The sequence below is a fragment of the Paenibacillus violae genome (assembly GCF_032461945.1).
GTDB lineage: Bacteria > Bacillota > Bacilli > Paenibacillales > NBRC-103111 > Paenibacillus_E > Paenibacillus_E violae.
Genome location: NZ_JAWCUD010000012.1, coordinates 219,618 through 236,845, shown reverse-complemented (window position 1 = coordinate 236,845; position 17,228 = coordinate 219,618). Strand labels below are relative to the sequence as shown.

The following is a 17,228-nucleotide window of genomic DNA, read 5'->3' as shown; positions in this document are numbered from 1 at the left end:
TCCGTCACCTAAGTGATTGGTATTCTAAACATTCATATTCTAAAAGGATAAACCCAGTGTAAACTTTTGAACCTATTTTCAAGGGGAGTAGGGACGTTCGCGCATAGAAAGAAAGACACCCGCAGAGGGTGTCTTTTCACATAGCTTTAAGGCTGTTTGACTTGGCCGCGAATTTCACCTTCCGGGCTACGGTTGGTATGCACGTTGATGTAGGCATTACCACTTTCGAATTCAGCGATTAAGTCTTTAAGCGTTTTTCCTTGCAGTGGACCGACTAAGTCCTGATTCGTTAGAATGCCGCGAATGACGCCTCGTCTGACAGAAATACCGAATTGGTTGGGGCCAAACAGGAAAACTGCAATGGGACCGCCTAGCCCTGGCCGCGCAAGATGAATATGGGCTTGGGTGGCGCGGGAAACATTTCGCATGATCAAAGCGAATCTTAACTGGGTTCCACTGCTGTTCAGCTCGAATATGGCATCTCCGGATGATAAAGTTTGTACGGGAGGCACTTCGTTTTTACCGTTTAAAAAGGCTTTGTATATGGTAGGAATAGGTCTTCACTCTCCTTATCTAGTAATACTTCTATGTATTCATAGATTGAGAGATTTGCTTGTTGATAGGCCTAAATGACAAGAATTTCATCGTGCGATGGGGCGATAAGGGGGGCTAGGGGAACTATAGTCCGTTATTTTGGCGGGATATGGAGTTTTGGATAAGCCGAGGGAACTGTGTTCCTCTATTTCGCTGTTTTTGCCTGAAAAGGACGGCTCCACGCACAAATAAGGCCCAGTAGTTCCGCTAGAAGAGGAAATTACTCGATTTCCTTCAAATAGCGGCCTCCAGTTCCGTTAAATAAAATCTTAGAGGACTCACCGCCATGGTTTATTAATGGATTGGGAAGTTGGCTGAATGGTGAGTAGGATAATCAAATATCATTAAGCAGCGGTCTGACGGTCATACAAGTTGAACATGATGTTGTACAGGACTGCGGAAATCACAGCTATGCCCGCAAGCAAAATGAACGTCCATGTGAACCCAATCCACGACGAGATCGGGATGGACAGCGGCGCTAGGGTGCGCCCAAGCGTATACCGCAAGCTACCTGCGGCAAAATATTGGCCGCGCATATGCTCAGGAGCCAACCGGGAGACGAAAGCTTGCTGAGGGCCAGCGGACATCAGCTCAGCTAGTGTGAACACGGCAATCGCGAGGGTGAAGCCCCAGAAAGTGGACATGTGGCCGAACATCACAATGCCAAGTGCATAGAAAAGCGCGCCGCCGATGAATACATAGCGGTCACGGTAAGCGAGCATCCATTTGGTCACAAGGACGGTAAAGAGGGCTACGAACAAGCCGTTCTCGGATACAATCAGGCCGAACAACTGCTTGCCGGATAATTGCAAACTCCAGTCGCCGTAGGAGAAGATCGTCGATAACTTCACGGTTTCCTCCATAAAAACAGGGAACAGTAAATCCAACTGCATGAAGGTCTGAGACAGCAGCACACCGGCTAGGATGAACAGCAAGAAAACGCGGTCAGCTGCAATGATCTTATAGTCGCGCAGCTGCGCGGCAAGGAACCGGTACCAAGGTTCACCGGTTGTGGAGCGGTTGCGCGCGGCAAGCTTCTCCGGCAGCGTTTCGTGCAAGGTGCGGCTCATCGTCAAAGAGAGGAGAAGACAGAACACCGAAGCAGCGATAAGCACAATATACGGATTATCATCGTAGGTGATAGACCCGAGCAGCGGCCCGACAACGACAGACACGTTCGCGGCTGTATAGAAGATGGCAAAGACGCTGGAGCGATGCTCCTCTTTCACAACGTCCGCGACCATCGCTTGGCTGGCAGGCCAATAGATGGAGCCGGACATGCTGGCGAAGCTGAACCCGATGAAGCCAAGAACGGGCATCGCGAGCAGAGGCGAAGCGGCAAGAGCGAAGACGCCGTAACCGACGCCTTGTCCGCATGCCGCGAGGACCATCATCCGTTTGCGTCCGAAACGGTCAGCGCAGTAACCGCCCATTAAGTTGGCGAAAACGGACAACGTTTGTGACAAAATCAGGAGGACGCCCGTCCAGCCTTTGCCGAAGGAATTCGCAAAATAAATCGATAAAAACGGAAAAAAAGTCCAAAAAATAACGTTAAAAGCAGTCTCTCCGCCAAGGCGGATTTTTAAATTAATATCCCAATCTCTCATTCTCATCTGGCTGTTACCTCTAGTTGATAGTGTTTACTTACATACTAACATTCTTGCTTAATAAACAAAACGAAGGAAGGACATGCGGATAATCGGATTATCGCAGCGGAAAGGATGGTTTGATCCGGGATCACGCATCAGCCTGAAGACCGAGAAGGAATATGACCTGCGTCTGAATGAATTCCGTGAAATATCGTGTATACTTATATAAAAAGCGGCAACAGGAGGAACTTTTATCATGAATGCTGGAACATTGGTCGGGTATGGTATTGGCGCACTGGTTATCATACTGGTAATATGGCTCAGAACCCGCGGCAAAACACGTCCGATCAAAAATAAAGGTCTGGGAATATTAATTCCCGTCATCATACTGCCTATTCTATTTGGTTTTTCCATCTACTCGTTGACGAAAATCCCCGATCATCCCTTTCACTTACCTGTGATCTGGGAAATGTTGTGCGCGATGCTGCTGGGCGTCGGGCTGGGCAGTATTATGCTGTATCATACGGGCTATGAGAAGCGGGAAGACGGGTATGTGTACGCGAAGCCAAACAAGAATTTCAAGTATGTCATCATTGCCGTGCTCGTCATTCGTATCGCGCTTTCGCAGTATTTCAAAGGGCTGGATTATACGGAATTTACCGTTCTTACGATGTTAATGGCGTACTTATACATTTCAGTTTGGCGAATTGGCAGTTTCATGAAGTACCGCAAAGCCAGTGTGAACTAAATTACGACAGAAGAGTACCTAGGCTGCTTGCAGCTTGGGGCTTTTTTTATTTTGGCGAAAAGGTCAGGCCCTCACGATATATCAGTAGAAGATCCGAACTGAATGTTGTAATATATAATAGACAAGAAATGACAATTTTTTCACGCAGCGAGTAGGTAAAATGGGGGTGAGGTGTCACATGAAATTTCTGTTCTATTTTGCACAATGCAGTGCATTAATCGTGACTTTTGTTTTTCTATTAAGATGGCTGTACCCCTATTATGTAAAATGCTCCAAAAGAGCGCAGTCGATCATTTTCGGAATCGCTTTCGGGATCTTCGGTCTGCTTATTATGCAGATGCCGTTACAAGTCGCACACGGGTTGCATATGGATGTCCGCTTTGTAAGCGTTATATTTTCGGCTGTTTTTGGCGGTCCTCTATCTGCAATCGTTACAACTCTGATGGTTGGCGCTTATCGCACCATGCTGGGCGGAGATTTGCTTTTTCCATTAGGCTCACTTGTGACTACGACGTTGATCAGTATAGTTGTCCATCGATGGTCTGTGAAACGTAGAAAGCTTATGGAGAAATACGGCTGGCTGCTAGGGTTGGTTATCAGTTTGCAGACAGTAGGCTGGGCACTGCTTGCCCCTCAGGAAACGATGAACTATTTTTTGACAGAGTTTGCAGTTAGCTATGTGATTTTTCATACGGTAGCCATCCCACTTTACTACTCATTGATTGCTTATGAAATTAGAAGTTTCGAAACGGAGATCAAGCTGCGCGAGAGCGAGAGTCGGTATCGGACGCTGGTGCAAAACTCGCCTGACCTCGTCTACTGCTGCGACCTGGATGGGAGGATTACTCAGGCGAATAACAAGATGTCGCATTTCTTAAAAACGAACGAACGTGATTTGCTCGGGAAAAGTATGCTGGACATGATGTCATCGGAGAAGGTTCGCGAGCAGTGGAAGCAAGCGCTTAACGAAGTGTTAAGCACCAAGGAATCCAAGTCCTTCGAAGCGGAAAGCCTTCTGCCATGCGGTGAAAATAAATGTATGCATTACACGGTTTCGCCGATTTTTAATCGGAACAAGGAGATCGTGGAAGTGACAGGAACCGGTCATGATATTACCGAACTAAGGCGGCAAGAGAAGGCACTTCACCAATACAAAGGCCACCTCGAGGAACTAGTGGAGGCTCGTACGTCAGAGTTGGCGGAAGCCAAGGAAATGGCCGAGTCCGCGAATCGCGCGAAAGGCGAGTTTCTGGCTAATATGAGCCATGAAATCCGCACGCCGCTCAATGCGGTGATTGGTCTAAGTTATTTGCTCCAGCAAACAGAGCTTTCAGAGCAGCAGCAAGTTTATGTGGATAAAACGATTATTTCCGCCAAAAATTTAATCGCACTCATCAATGACGTTCTGGATTTCTCCAAAATCGAGGCCAAGAAGCTGGTCATCGAGCAGGTCGATTTTGATCTGTATGATGTACTCAACCAGATTTCAAATCTCATAGGAATGAAAGCGTATGACAAAGGGTTAAAGCTGCATTTCTCCATTCATCATGAAGTTCCGCAAATGCTTGTCGGCGACCCGTTCCGTTTGAATCAAATTTTGATTAACCTGTCGAATAATGCTGTGAAGTTCACGGATCAGGGCGAAATTTCTTTTGAGATCTGCCTTTTGGCCAAAAGTGAAAGGGGCGTCACTCTCGGATTTACGGTTCGTGACACCGGAATCGGCATTACGGAAGAACAGCAGGAGCAGTTGTTCCACCATTTTACACAGGCAGATATGTCGACAACCCGGAAGTACGGAGGGACAGGGCTTGGTCTTGTGATCAGTAAAAATCTTGTCGAGCTGATGGGGGGAGCGATAGGTGTAGAGAGTCAAGCCGGGCAGGGCAGTTCATTCTCCTTTACCGCGGATTTTGGATATAGTACTGGATCGCGGCTTACAACGATGAATCAAGACTCACAATTGAAATTGCTTCGGGTGCTGCTCGTTTGTGATGAGGGGGATATGCAGCTCGTACTCAAAAACCAGCTTGAACAGTTCCAGTTTATTGTCAATACAGCAGAGTCCGAGAGTGGGGCAATTGAACAAATTTACCGCAATGGCCGCTATGATTTGGTCATCGTAGATTGGAAGCTGAGGGAATCTGTTGCCGTTCCGCTTGCTGAACGTATTCAGCTCGAATTCTCCTCGCCGATGCAGGTCATTGTGATGGTTACCGCGTATCATGAGCCGGAGTTGCAAACGCGCATCCGTTCGCAAGCCATAGATAAGGTGTTGTATTACCCGATCAGCCAGTCCCAATTGTATAACGAGCTTATCAGTTTGTTTCAGCAGCATTTTGTGGCCAAGCAGGTCACAGGGCCTGATCCGGAGAAGTCGGAGCGTTTCAAGGCACTGCAGCATGCGAACATTTTGCTCGTGGAGGATAATGAAATCAATCAGTTGGTTGCAACGGAAATGCTGAAGGAAGTCGGCGTAGTAGTTGATGTGGCTGAAAATGGTCTGGAAGCTGTCTCCCGTGCGAAGGTGAGGCGGTATGACGCCATTTTGATGGATTTGCAAATGCCCGTGATGGGCGGCTACGAGGCGACCAAACATATTCGCCAATTGGAGCATGCCAAGGATATTCCGATTATTGCGATGACGGCCGACGCGATGAAAGGCGTGAAGGAGGAAGTGCTCGAAGCGGGTATGAGCGGCTATATTACAAAACCGTTCGATCCCATTCAGTTGTTCGGTTTGCTGCAGCGACTGATTCAAACTTCGAGAGTGAAGGGATATAAACAGATCGCGGCATCGCCTGAGACGACAGGTAGGCCGGATGTGAAATAAAACGTACTGCGCTGCAAGCCATGGGGAGTGCGTTTTGCTATAATGTAAGGGCAAGTACTAACGAAGCGGGTGATCATTCAGATATGCTAGTCATCAATCAACGCGAGGTTCTGGAATTGCTGTCCATGTCAGCTTGCATGGAAATCATGCAGGCTGTATTGGCAGATTTGACGAATGGAGAAGCCGTTCAATCGCTAAGAAGCGTTGTTCCTTTACAGGGGAATCATGTTATGGGACTCATGCCGGCTTACTTGAAGCGGGAAGAGCGAGTGGGGGCCAAAGTGATTACCGTGCTGCCGGATAATCATGCGAAAGGGATGCCTTCGCATCAAGGGTTTGTTTCTTTGTTTAATTCAACCAATGGTCAATTGGAGGCCGTTGTGGATGGCACCAAAATCACCGCAATCCGCACAGCGGCCGTCAGTGCGGTGGCGACTCGGCTGCTGGCGAGACCGGATGCCAGCACGCTGGCGATGATCGGGACGGGCGAGCAAGCCAGAACCCACATCGAGGCGATGATGCTGGTTCGCCCGATCGAGAGGATTACAGTATGGGGGCCGAACCCGGACCATGCCCGGAATTTGAAGGAAGAGACGGAAGCGCGGTACAAACTTCCGGTGGAAGCTGTTTCCTCCGCGACTCAGGCCGTACGGGACGCGGATATTATTTGCACAGTGACGGCGTCGACGACACCTGTTTTGCACGGAGCGTGGATCAAGGAAGGCGCTCACGTCAATGCTGTCGGTGCTTGCCGGGCGAAGGACCGTGAACTGGATTCCGAACTCGTGCGTCAAGCGGAGTTGTTCGTCGATCGCCGGGAGTCCGCCGTGAACGAAGCGGGGGATTACTTGATTCCCCTGCACGAAGGGGCGATCGGGGAGGGGCACATTTTAGGCGAAATCGGAGAGCTATTGGTCGGGCTTAAGCCAGGTAGGAGTTCGAGTACGGCAATCACACTTTTCAAATCATTGGGGCTGGCTTGTGAAGACATGGCAGCTGCTCATTATATTGTTCAAGAAGCGGTTCGTAGGAATAAAGGCACACAAATTGCATTTTAGGAGCGATTGTAGATGAAGACGAATCTCACGGAAGGATTGTATCCTTTTCACTTAACCCCAGAGCAGGAGGACCATGCGAGCCGGCTTCACGAAAGCAGTATCATTATTGATCTGCTGTTCCAAGGTCCATTGTCGCCCCAAGCGATCCCTGCGCAGATCTCCGAAAACATCCGTGAAGCCTGCGAGCCTTACCGGGATGAACCAATGGTGTACAGCGGCATGCCGAGCAAAATCATTCACGATATGGCAGCGCGCGGGGAACTCCCTTCATTCAAGGAGGAGTGGTATCGTTCCGGCATTACCGCGGGTAACCGCCAACTGGACATATCCGATATAGAGGGTCTTGTGACCAGCATGGGCGAAATACAGCGTCAATTCGATACGAATGATTGGTTGGTCAAAGTGCTTAACGCCGAAGATATTCGCACCGCCAAAAGCACCAATAAGAAAGCGGGCATCGTAACCGCGCAGGAAACGGATGGCTTAGGCAAAAATCTCGCCTTGCTTGACGCGCTCTATCATTTCGGTTTGCGTGTTTTGCAGCTTACGTACAACAATCAGAATTACATTGCTTCCGGTTGTGCGGAGCAAGCCAATGGCGGTGTCAGCAATTTCGGTGCGCGCTTCATTCGCAGAATGAATGAGCTGGGCATCATCGTTGATACCAGTCATTGCGGCAAGCAAACGACGCTGGATGCATGTCGGCTCTCGACGGCGCCGGTTATCGCTTCCCATACTGGCGTAGAGGCTCTCTTTGGCCATATGCGCTGCAAAAGCGATGAAGAGCTCCAGGCGATTGCTGGAACCGGCGGCGTCATCGGTGTTTTTGCAATGCCGTGGTTTATCTATCAGGACCCGAATGAAACGACAATCGAACATGTGCTGGATCATATCGATTATGTGGTTCGGCTGGTCGGCGTTGACTATGTGGGTATTGGTACGGATTGGCCTATGAGCGATGTGGAGTGGTCTTTGGTGTATTTTAAAGAGCACATTGCACCGAGAATTGGCTTTGCCAAAGGAGACGGACCGTCTACCGAAACGGTGAAGGGACTGGAAAAGTACAGTTATTTTATCAATTTTACCCGTGGCTTGGTTGCAAGAGGGTATAGCGATGAAGACGTTCAGAAGATTATGGGCGGCAACTGGCTGCGTGTTTTCGAACAAGTCTGGGGATAGGAGTTAACGGGGATGAGCACATATTTTCAGTCAACGACGTTTAATTTGTATTGTGCCGGTGTGTATGAGGGGAAAATCCGGTTTGCCGAAAATGCGATTATGCATGCCAAAGTGGATGCTCGCAGGAGAACACAAATGCAGGAAAATGTCCTTCCGGAGAAGACACCGTACATATTGCCTTTTTCCAAAATCAAGACGTCTTTGGCGCATTATGACCAAGCCGTTTGGCAGGGAGACGAGGTTACGCTTGGCAATGGCGACCTTTATGCACGGCATGTGCGTTATACAGCTAGGGTGGCTGGCCGAGCGGGAGAGCCGGGACAAACGGGACAAACTGGACAAACGGAAAGATCAGGACAATCGGGACAAGAGGTGACATCTCAAGTTTGGGCGATGCGGAAGGATACGGCGCTCGACATCGTGACCGTAGATGGACGCATTATCGCGTTCGTGGCGCCGAACCGGTACGGCATGGAAGTGCTAGTGGCGGAAGGGTACGAAGCGTTGACCCCGCTTGTGGTGTACGAAGATCCGCTCCTCTCGAAGCCGGAATTCGGCGTGAACGATCTGGGCACCTTTCTCGTTCCGCTGCGGGACGGCGTACGTTTGGCAACGGATGTGTATCTGCCTGAGGGTGCTCAATCCGCGCAGGGGCTGCCAACCATACTGATTCGCACCTGCTATGATCGCAACTTGCGCAAAGAATTTTTCAAGCGTTGGGCGAACAAGGGGTATGCCGTCGTCAATCAGGATGTCAGAGGGCGCGCAGATTCCGAGGGAGAGCTGGTTCCATTCTTTTATGAGCGGGACGACAGTGCTGATACGATCGACTGGATCGTGTCGCAGGAATGGTCAAACGGCAGCGTCGGCATGTGGGGTGCCTCCTATCTCGGATATGTTGTAACAGCAGCATCTACGAGTGGACATCCGAATTTAAAGGCGGTCGTTAATGAAGTGAACGTAGGTTCACCATTTGTGGATACGGTACGTAAAGGCGGAACCGTATGTTCCTGGCCTTTGCTCTGCTGGACGCTTGCGCAGTCCGTTGGTACAAGGACGGATTTTGATATTTTTGCGGGTAAAACCGTTGATCCGGAGAAAGCCGTAGACGCCAGACCGATCAGAGAGGTTCCTCAGCAGATGATTGGCAGAGCTTCTGGCCCTTGGGATCTGTGGAGTGAGCATCCGGAATATGATGATTTCTGGAGAAATTGCACCTTTACGGAGCGTGGCGATCAGGTTAAGGTGCCGATGTTTGTCATTTCCGGTTGGTACGACGGGGACAGCGCAGGCGTCTCGGAGACATGGAGGATGCTGACCAAGCATGATGTCCCCAACCGGAAAATATGGCTCGGACCATGGGAGCACGGCCCTAACCGAGCAAGAGATCTGCTCGGTACCAGCTTCAGCAACGATGCGGTTGTTTACGATTATGACGTAAATGTGCTGCGCTGGTTCGACAGGTTCCTGAAAGAGCTGCCCAATGGCATTGATCAAGAGCCAAGGGCGAAGTATTACGTTGTTGGAAGCAACGAGTGGCGAACGTCCGAGGACTGGACGCCTGCGGAGGCGCAAATCAAGAGCTTTTATCTGGGGAGTAAAGGGCGGGCCAACTCCAGCCATGGAGACGGTGTGCTGATGGAGGCTCCTACTCTGCAAGGTCCTGCGGATACGTATGTGTATAACCCCGAGGATCCTGTTGCCGACAGTGGCGAAAGAGAGCCGGAGAACATGCGCAAGCATGAGCTGCGCAGTGATATTCTTGTGTATACGAGCGCTGTGCTGGAGCGGGATTTAACCGTAGCGGGCGAGCTGTCTTGTGAATTGTATGCGGCGAGCACCGGTGTTGATACGGACTGGGTCGTTACTTTGAGCGATGTGGATGCGCTCGGCAATTCGATAAAGCTGTCCAATTACATCGTGCGGGCGAAGTACCGTAGTGGATTGGATAATCCAGAGCTGCTTACGCCTGGTAAAGTGGAAAAATACGCGATATTCATGCAAAATATTGCCCACACGTTCCGCGAAGGCCACCAATTGCGGTTTACGGTGACATCGTCGAGCAAGTTTATCGCGTTTCCTAACACGAATACCGGCATCAACCCTTATGAGGATCCAAAGCCAGTGATCGTGCAGCAAACGATTTACCACTCGGAGGAATATCCGAGTCATGTGAAGCTTCCGATTATTTTGTAATCGGGAGAGAATAGCGGGGAAGAGAAGACACCTGATGAGGTGTCTTTTCGTTTACTCCAGCTAGAGCTCCACAATCAAACCGTCATAAGCAACCTCAATCCCATGAGGCTGAAAAATGTCAACCAAATCCTCATGCAGCAGCCCCGCATTATGAGAAAAGTGTGTCACGTAGATTTGTGCTCCCGGCTTCAATACACCGACTTCATCCATCCATGTTTTCGTTTCGAGTACGGCATCCACGTTCATATGGTTGTTTCTGTGCCCCACTCGGCCTGTGGTGCATTCCAGGATAACCAAATCGAACTGCTTATCCTTCAGCCAAGCCCACGTTTCATCCGGGAACCACCCGCTGTCGTTGCCATACAAGACTGTTTTTCCATTCTTTTCGATGGAATAGAGCAAGCAAGTTTCGAGAGGATCATGATCCGCCAGCAGCGGAACGATCGTGGCCGTTTGCGTCTCTACAGGCTGGAACGGAATCACCCGGTGGAAATGATAGTTGTGCTTCAGTCCATTCAACGCTTGAAAGATGAGGCGGAATGGAAGGTCATGTCCGTAAACATGCATGGTTTCTTCGCCTGATTGGGCGTAGCCTTTTGCACGAATAGCCATATCCTCAGCATATAGATGGTCTGAGTGTGAATGGGTGATGAGCAGATCCTTTACGCTGTTCATATCGATCCCGTACTGTAGTGAGTGCATCAAGGTATCAGGTGGAAAATCGACCTTCAAGTCGTCGTCAAACATGACGGAAGTGCGGGAACGAATATTTTTACCTCCGCGTTCGCGGGCTTGTTTGCAGGTGAGACATTGGCAGAAGAGCGAGGGGATACCCTCATATGCTGCTGTTCCCAAAAAATGAACCTTCATGGATGAATCCTCCTTAGCGCATAGACATTGTTGTTTCATGATCATTTAATGTTGTTTATTGTGTGAATGTTGTTGTATTCTTGTTGTTTAGTGCCAATTGTATCCCCGCATGGCAGCGCTGTCAATGGAGAAAATTGATTACTACGATTCCAAACAAAGGGAAGAATAAAAAAACAAATCCCGTTGGTTGGAGGTCATCAGCAATGAATTCGTTATTTAAATTGAAAGAACGGGGCACAACGGTGCCGACGGAACTCATGGCAGGGGTCACGACGTTTTTGACGATGGTTTATATTGTGATTGTGAATCCGGGGATTCTAAGCAAGGCGGGGATGGATTTCCACGGGGTGTTCATTGCAACGGTGTTGGCAAGCATTGTGGCGACGCTGATTATGGGAATTTTTGCGAATTACCCGATTGTGCTTGCGCCAGGAATGGGGTTGAATGCGTATTTTGCTTTTAGCGTTGTAGGCGGAAGCGGTGTCAGTTGGCAGACTGCGCTTGGTGCTGTTTTTGTCGCTGGAGCCTTGTTCATTGTGTTATCGTTAACTTCTTTCCGATATATGCTGCTGGACGCGATTCCCACAAGCTTGAAGCATGCCATCACTGCGGGGATCGGCTTGTTTATCACATTTATCGGCCTGCAAAATGCCAAGGTTATCGTAGCTTCTCCCTCAACGCTGCTAACATTAGGTGATCTTAGAGAACATATGACCTCGTTGACGATCATTGGCCTTATCGTTTCGCTGATCCTGATGGCTTATCAGGTGCGTGGCTTTTTGTTCTTCGGCATGTTGATTACCGCTGTATTGGCCTGGATTATGGGACTTTTGACGATGCCGGGATCATTCGTTGCAGCGCCGACGGGGCTTTCTGCGACGGCTTTTCAACTAGATATCAAGGGTGTTTTTTCGGGAGGGATGTACGCTGTCATTTTTACATTTTTATTGATTACCTTATTTGATACAACGGGAACGATGCTTGGGGTTGCCGAGCAAGCGGGGCTTCTCAAGGACAATAAATTTCCGCGCTCAAGAGGCGCACTGCTGGCCGATGCGATAGGAACTTCGACAGGGGCATTGCTTGGAACGAGTCCCACCTCCGCGTATATTGAGTCCAGTTCCGGCGTTGCTGTAGGCGGGAGAACCGGGCTGACGGCGATCACGGTGTGCGTATTGCTGGCCTTAACCTTGTTTTTCTCGCCAATCATTGCCGTGCTTGCCAGCATTCCGGCCATTACTGCGCCTGCGTTAATTATCGTCGGTTTCCTGATGATGAATGTGCTCCGTAAAATAGAGTGGCAAGACTTGGAGGAAGCCTTTCCGGCTTTTCTTATCGTGGTGTTGATGCCCTTGACGTATAGTATTGCAACTGGAATTGGCATCGGATTTATCGTATATCCGGTATTAAAGCTGCTCCGCGGAAAACGAAGCGATGTGCATCCGATTTTTTATCTATTTGCGGTGCTGTTCTTTATTCAGATTGTGTTTTTCAGTCATTGAGCAAGAATTTTGCCTATTAATTAAATGAATGTAACAGAAGGCACCTTAACCGGTGTCTTTTTTTATAGTGGCTAGCTTATCGCGGACGGAGGTCTCCAGCTTATAGATTCGCTGTTTCTCGTCATTGACTTGACGCTGGAGGGAAACCATGGAGCTCATGGTGCTTTGGACCCCGATCGCATCCCCTTTCTTGGCGCTTTTCTTAAAAGCGCTCCATAGCGGAGACAAGCTTTTGCGAGAAGATTGGACAGCGCTCATTTTAGCTTTAATCTGCACGTTAGTTGTATTGATGTCCTCGAGACGGTCACGTATGTCCTTCGTTGCTTTGGAGGCTTTATCTTTGGCTGCCCGGTGGGCTTTCTCCTTCGATTGAATGTCTGCGCGCGCTAGCTGGGCGGGAATTTTCAAAGCCGTGGCCTGAAGACGGAGCATGGTGTTCAAGCTTTTGTTTTTGAGCGGCCGCACATCTTCGATTTGTTTATTAATTGCGGTGTAACGGGATAATAATGGTTTGTAGCGTTCTCTCGTTCGCAGTACATCCTCTTCCAGCTTGGCTAGTTGAGCAGCGTCGATTGCTTTAGCCTGTTTGCTTAGCGCTGCCAGTGTCTCTTTATTTTGATTGTGCTGCACCGTAATTGAATGATCCCATTCTTGTTCTTGCTTCTGAAGGGTGACCAGTTCATCCTGTAAAGCGTGAATACGATTGGTTTGAGCTTGGGTGGAAGCGGCTAGCGTTTTATCCAAAAGTCCTGTCGTGAAGCTGAACGGAGCTGCTGCAGACGCCTCTCCCGGAAGGGCTGAGACTAGAACAAAAGCGGCGAGAAGCAAAGTGAATAGGTTCAGATACAAGCCTCCTTAAGTTTCGAGGAAAGACAAAAAAAGCACCTGCAAGAAAAGGCCAAAGCCTTATCCTACGGGTGCTTCCCGACGTAAGTTTTCACTCGAAATATGATAAATGTACTATATCAAGCGACCGCGCAAAGTGTCAATACGAACACCAAAATTTGCTCACGGACCTTTCGTACCTTACACTAGATAAGACTGGTAAAATAACCACGATTAAAGGATGGAACTGCCATGATGAATCAGCTTTCTATGAATGATTTGAAACGATTTAAGCACGAAATTACAAGGTTTATGATGACGTACAAATTCGCTTTGGACGCCATGGAAACCCGCGTAGAAATCTTAGTGCAGGAATTCGAGATGCTGCATGAATATAATCCGATCGAGCATACCAAATCCCGCTTGAAATCGCCCGAGAGTATTTTTCATAAGCTCAGCAGGAAGGGAGGAGACATGTCTTTTGACGGGATCAAAGCATGTGTGAAGGATATTGCCGGCATGCGGATTACATGCTCATTCGTCTCGGACATCTATGCCATTTCCAATATGCTCAAAAACCAAAGCGACCTGAAGGTGCTGGGTGAGAAAGATTACATCAAGCATCCGAAACCGAATGGCTACCAAAGTCTTCATTTGCTGGTTGAAGTGCCGGTGCATTTGACGGATCGGCAAGAAAGCGTGTGTATTGAAATTCAAATTCGTACCATTGCGATGGACTTTTGGGCCAGTTTGGAGCATAAAATATTTTATAAGTTCAATGAAGGCAATCAAGCTGTTCCTGCACGATTGTTGGAGGAGCTTAAACAAGCAGCTATGGCAGCATCTGCGCTTGATCTGCAAATGGAACGTCTGCATGCGGAAATCGAAGAGATTAAAGAAGAGCAGACCTCCAGCATTTTGGCCAGTGACGCGCTCAATAAGATCGTCATTAACAATCAGCAGTTTGCGCTGCCGCAGGCATTGCTGGAGCTTTTGAGTGATGATGACGGTAAGTAAGACCGCATCCTACAAATGGATGCTTTGTCTGCGTACTTCTGTGCTATAATGAAAGGATTGGAACAGAAGGGTGTTGCTTCGGACATGCAGGTATTTGAGGATTGGAATCAAAAAGTGAAAACGACGTTCAACGCGACAAGTAATGAAGTTGTATTAACGGTGATGGAAGCTGGGAAATCGCTAGGTCTGACCAAGGATCAGATGAAGCAGTATGTAGACAAAAACAATTTAACCAAGGTGCCAATTATGAGAAGTGTGCATCGCTACTTGCTCTTGAAAAGCGAGATTGATGAGATTGTGGGGAAATCATGAAAAACGGCGAACAAACGTATGCAAATCACCGCAGAATGCATCCATTGTTTCATTATGTGTTCTCTTTGCTAGCGTTAATTCTATTGGTTACGTCGATCGTAGAGTTAATTAGATCCGTGCAATCAGGGGATCAATTGCTGCCTTCCTTTCTTTTTCTACTCATTTCTATCATTGTGATCATTGTATTTCTGCTGATTCGTTCCTATCCGTTGAAAGCACAGGATCGTGCGATTCGTGCAGAAGAGAATCTCAGGCACTATGTGTTAACTCAAAAGCTGCTGGATGCGAGATTAACAGTGGGTCAGATCGCTGCGCTGCGCTTTGCCTCCGACGAAGAGTTTCCTGCTCTATGTCAGAAGGCGGCTGACGGGCAATGGTCATCGGATACGATTAAGAAATCCATCAAGAGCTGGAGAAACGACGATTATCGCATATAGTTTGTAAAACTGAAAGGGGCTTCCCAGAATGGTCATATCTGACCTCCTGGGAAAGCCCCTTTATTTGTTGCGCAGACGTTCCTTGCGCAGCAGGTAAATAAAATACGGCGCGCCGATCACGGCCGTCATGATCCCTACAGGCACTTCCCGCGGGAGGATGATGATGCGGCCGAGGAGGTCGCCGAGCAGCATCAAGTCCGCGCCGATGATAGCTGCCAGCGGGATCAGCCACTGATGCCGGCTGCCGACGAGGCTGCGCGCGATGTGCGGGGCGATCAGGCCGATGAAGCCGATCGCGCCGACCGCCGACACGGAGATGCCGGCCAAAGCAACGGCAAGAAGCAGCAGCAGGAAGCGCTGCTTCACGATGTTGAGGCCCAGCGAGGCGGTGATGTCATCGCCAAGCAGAAATACATTCAGCTTCGCAAAGTTCGCCCACACGATGGGCAGGAGCACTGCGATCCACGGCAGCAGGGTGTAGACATCGTGCCAGCTGCGGCTCCACAAGCTGCCGGAGAGCCAGAGCAGCGCCATGTTAATATCGCTGGGGTGCCTGACAATCAAGTACTGTGTGCCAGCTTGGAACACAGTACCGATCGCTACGCCCACCAAAGCTAATGTGGAGGGGTTAAGCGTTAACCGGCGGCTGAGCAGCAGCAGGAGCAGGAAGGCTAGAAAGGCGCCGGCGAAAGCCGCAATCGGCAAGACGTAGCTTGGCGATTTGGGGAATAGAAAGAGCACCGCTGCCGCCATGAAACCGGCCCCTTTCGTAATCCCCACGACGTCAGGGCTGGCCAGTGGATTTCGCACTAAGCCTTGCAGAATGACGCCGCCGGCGGCTAACCCGAAGCCCGCTAAAATCGCAACTAACACGCGGGGCAAGCGGACTTGATGCACGATGAAGTAAGACTGGCTTTGTGCATCTGTTAACCCGGACCACACATCGCCAAACGGAATGCGCACAGCACCTACATGGACATACAGGGCAGTTAATACAAACATGATAATCAGAGCCACAATCAGTGAGAGGGAGGAGGTGTGTGTGTATTTTCTCACTTCGCACCTCCTTGCTTACGTGCCAAGTAAATGAAATATGGTGCACCGATCACCGCAGTCACGATACCGACCGGCGATTCGAAGGGAAAAGCAATGAATCTGCTGAGAAAGTCGGCATAGACGAGCAAGATTCCTCCGAGCAGAGCCGTCATCGGCCCTAGAATTTGCAGGTTCGGCCCAATCATCGCCCGAGCGATGTGTGGAACAAGCAAACAAATGAAGCCGATCGGGCCGCATAAGGCCACGGCAGATCCGGCGAGCAGGAGCACAAGCACGATGCTGATGCCGCGCACGATGTTGACGCGCTGACCTAAGCCCGCTGCAATGTCATCATCAAGCAGCAACAGCTTGAATGCCGGCAGCATAAGGCTGAACAAAGCCATTCCCCCTATGAAGAAGGGTAAAATGATTCGCACATCCGACCACCCTGCTTGATTCAGGGAGCCGACCAACCAGAAAATCATGCTGTCCGTGGCATGCTGATTCATAATAATGAAACCTTCCGTCAAGGAAGACATGAGGAAGTGGATTGTGATGCCGGCTAACGCCAGACGCACATACTGCTGGCGTCCTGCGCCTGCTAACGACCAGATCAGCAGCGCGCTTAGTGCAGCACCGACGAAGGCAAAGCCGATGAGCCCGAAGTTTCCGAAATGGGGCAAAATGACAAGCCCGATCACAACGGCTAACGCCGCCCCGGCATTAATCCCGAATATGTGAGGGGATGCCAAAGGATTTTTGGTTGTGATCTGAGTCAACATACCGGCCAAAGCTAGCTGCATCCCAACGATACACGCCATGATGGCGCGTGGTAGACGAAGCGTTTGGATGTACAGATGGGTTTTGTCGCTGCCCTGGTAAGTCACCGCTTCGTACAAAGTGTGCCAGGAGACATAGGCCTGGCCCCATTTCAAATTGCAAATCACGCCGATCAGCATCACAAGAACAGCGGCAGAAAATAGGAAGAGCAGAGGCCATTTCTGGCTCTGCTTCTCAGTTATAGGCTTCATTG

The 17,228-nt window shown here is 49.5% G+C and carries 15 protein-coding genes; 9 read left to right on the top strand and 6 right to left on the bottom strand.

Going from position 1 to position 17,228, the window contains the following annotated elements:
- Positions 1-146: 146 nt before the first annotated feature.
- Both RQP52_RS29050 and RQP52_RS29045 read right to left on the bottom strand, forming a co-directional pair.
- Positions 147-545 (bottom strand): CHRD domain-containing protein, encoded by a 399-nt coding sequence (locus RQP52_RS29050; RefSeq protein ID WP_315955125.1) that lies wholly within the window; start codon positions 543-545, stop codon positions 147-149.
- A 393-nt stretch (positions 546-938) separates the two neighbouring features.
- Positions 939-2,207: an MDR family MFS transporter gene (locus tag RQP52_RS29045; RefSeq protein ID WP_315955083.1), complete on the bottom strand. Its 1,269-nt coding sequence runs from the start codon at positions 2,205-2,207 to the stop codon at positions 939-941.
- Between the two features lie 232 nt (positions 2,208-2,439).
- On the opposite strand from RQP52_RS29045, the gene RQP52_RS29040 reads away from it, so the two are divergent.
- The 5 genes from RQP52_RS29040 to RQP52_RS29020 all read left to right on the top strand — a co-directional run bounded on the left by RQP52_RS29040 (position 2,440) and on the right by RQP52_RS29020 (position 10,197).
- A complete protein-coding gene (locus RQP52_RS29040; RefSeq protein WP_315955082.1) occupies positions 2,440-2,931 on the top strand; it encodes a CcdC protein domain-containing protein in 492 nt (163 codons plus the stop codon).
- A 178-nt stretch (positions 2,932-3,109) separates the two neighbouring features.
- Positions 3,110-5,764 (top strand): response regulator, encoded by a 2,655-nt coding sequence (locus RQP52_RS29035; RefSeq protein WP_315955081.1) that lies wholly within the window; start codon positions 3,110-3,112, stop codon positions 5,762-5,764.
- 83 nt (positions 5,765-5,847) lie between these two features.
- Positions 5,848-6,822 carry an ornithine cyclodeaminase family protein gene (locus RQP52_RS29030; protein ID WP_315955080.1) on the top strand — a complete coding sequence of 325 codons (975 nt, stop codon included), beginning with the start codon at positions 5,848-5,850 and terminating at the stop codon, positions 6,820-6,822.
- A 12-nt stretch (positions 6,823-6,834) separates the two neighbouring features.
- Positions 6,835-8,001: a dipeptidase gene (locus tag RQP52_RS29025; RefSeq protein ID WP_315955079.1), complete on the top strand. Its 1,167-nt coding sequence runs from the start codon at positions 6,835-6,837 to the stop codon at positions 7,999-8,001.
- A gap of 12 nt (positions 8,002-8,013) precedes the next feature.
- A complete protein-coding gene (locus tag RQP52_RS29020; RefSeq protein WP_315955078.1) occupies positions 8,014-10,197 on the top strand; it encodes a CocE/NonD family hydrolase in 2,184 nt (727 codons plus the stop codon).
- Between the two features lie 60 nt (positions 10,198-10,257).
- On the opposite strand, the gene RQP52_RS29015 is transcribed toward RQP52_RS29020, so the two are convergent.
- Positions 10,258-11,067, bottom strand: coding sequence for an MBL fold metallo-hydrolase (locus RQP52_RS29015; protein WP_315955077.1), 810 nt, complete (start codon positions 11,065-11,067; stop codon positions 10,258-10,260).
- 203 nt (positions 11,068-11,270) lie between these two features.
- Here RQP52_RS29015 and RQP52_RS29010 point away from each other — a divergent pair, with 203 nt between their 5' ends.
- Positions 11,271-12,569, top strand: a complete 1,299-nt coding sequence (locus tag RQP52_RS29010; RefSeq protein ID WP_315955076.1) for an NCS2 family permease — start codon at positions 11,271-11,273, stop codon at positions 12,567-12,569.
- Between the two features lie 45 nt (positions 12,570-12,614).
- Here RQP52_RS29010 and RQP52_RS29005 read toward each other — a convergent pair whose 3' ends face one another.
- On the bottom strand, positions 12,615-13,418 hold the full coding sequence (locus RQP52_RS29005; RefSeq protein WP_315955075.1) for a hypothetical protein: 804 nt from the start codon (positions 13,416-13,418) through the stop codon (positions 12,615-12,617).
- A gap of 231 nt (positions 13,419-13,649) precedes the next feature.
- On the opposite strand from RQP52_RS29005, the gene RQP52_RS29000 reads away from it, so the two are divergent.
- The 3 genes from RQP52_RS29000 to RQP52_RS28990 all read left to right on the top strand — a co-directional run bounded on the left by RQP52_RS29000 (position 13,650) and on the right by RQP52_RS28990 (position 15,160).
- On the top strand, positions 13,650-14,411 hold the full coding sequence (locus tag RQP52_RS29000) for a GTP pyrophosphokinase (RefSeq protein ID WP_315955124.1): 762 nt from the start codon (positions 13,650-13,652) through the stop codon (positions 14,409-14,411).
- An 84-nt stretch (positions 14,412-14,495) separates the two neighbouring features.
- Positions 14,496-14,723 (top strand): DNA-binding protein, encoded by a 228-nt coding sequence (locus tag RQP52_RS28995; protein WP_127457084.1) that lies wholly within the window; start codon positions 14,496-14,498, stop codon positions 14,721-14,723.
- On the top strand, positions 14,720-15,160 hold the full coding sequence (locus RQP52_RS28990) for a DUF6526 family protein (protein WP_315955074.1): 441 nt from the start codon (positions 14,720-14,722) through the stop codon (positions 15,158-15,160). Before RQP52_RS28995 ends, RQP52_RS28990 begins: the two co-directional genes overlap by 4 nt.
- A gap of 60 nt (positions 15,161-15,220) precedes the next feature.
- Here RQP52_RS28990 and RQP52_RS28985 read toward each other — a convergent pair whose 3' ends face one another.
- Both RQP52_RS28985 and RQP52_RS28980 read right to left on the bottom strand, forming a co-directional pair.
- Positions 15,221-16,162 (bottom strand): FecCD family ABC transporter permease, encoded by a 942-nt coding sequence (locus RQP52_RS28985; RefSeq protein WP_315955123.1) that lies wholly within the window; start codon positions 16,160-16,162, stop codon positions 15,221-15,223.
- A gap of 50 nt (positions 16,163-16,212) precedes the next feature.
- Positions 16,213-17,226: a FecCD family ABC transporter permease gene (locus tag RQP52_RS28980; RefSeq protein ID WP_315955073.1), complete on the bottom strand. Its 1,014-nt coding sequence runs from the start codon at positions 17,224-17,226 to the stop codon at positions 16,213-16,215.
- Positions 17,227-17,228 lie beyond the last annotated feature (2 nt).

Excerpts from the sequence above, each read along its gene's own strand:
- RQP52_RS29040 (WP_315955082.1), top strand. The coding sequence starts at position 2,440 with ATGAATGCTGGAACATTGGTCGGGTATGGTATTGGCGCACTGGTTATC.
- RQP52_RS29025 (WP_315955079.1), top strand. The coding sequence starts at position 6,835 with ATGAAGACGAATCTCACGGAAGGATTGTATCCTTTTCACTTAACCCCA.
- RQP52_RS29030 (WP_315955080.1), top strand. The coding sequence starts at position 5,848 with ATGCTAGTCATCAATCAACGCGAGGTTCTGGAATTGCTGTCCATGTCA.
- RQP52_RS29020 (WP_315955078.1), top strand. The coding sequence starts at position 8,014 with ATGAGCACATATTTTCAGTCAACGACGTTTAATTTGTATTGTGCCGGT.
- RQP52_RS29045 (WP_315955083.1), bottom strand. The coding sequence starts at position 2,207 with ATGAGAATGAGAGATTGGGATATTAATTTAAAAATCCGCCTTGGCGGA.
- RQP52_RS28990 (WP_315955074.1), top strand. The coding sequence starts at position 14,720 with ATGAAAAACGGCGAACAAACGTATGCAAATCACCGCAGAATGCATCCA.
- RQP52_RS29010 (WP_315955076.1), top strand. The coding sequence starts at position 11,271 with ATGAATTCGTTATTTAAATTGAAAGAACGGGGCACAACGGTGCCGACG.
- RQP52_RS28995 (WP_127457084.1), top strand. The coding sequence starts at position 14,496 with ATGCAGGTATTTGAGGATTGGAATCAAAAAGTGAAAACGACGTTCAAC.
- RQP52_RS28980 (WP_315955073.1), bottom strand. The coding sequence starts at position 17,226 with ATGAAGCCTATAACTGAGAAGCAGAGCCAGAAATGGCCTCTGCTCTTC.
- RQP52_RS29000 (WP_315955124.1), top strand. The coding sequence starts at position 13,650 with ATGAATCAGCTTTCTATGAATGATTTGAAACGATTTAAGCACGAAATT.
- RQP52_RS29015 (WP_315955077.1), bottom strand. The coding sequence starts at position 11,067 with ATGAAGGTTCATTTTTTGGGAACAGCAGCATATGAGGGTATCCCCTCG.
- RQP52_RS29035 (WP_315955081.1), top strand. The coding sequence starts at position 3,110 with ATGAAATTTCTGTTCTATTTTGCACAATGCAGTGCATTAATCGTGACT.
- RQP52_RS28985 (WP_315955123.1), bottom strand. The coding sequence starts at position 16,162 with ATGTTTGTATTAACTGCCCTGTATGTCCATGTAGGTGCTGTGCGCATT.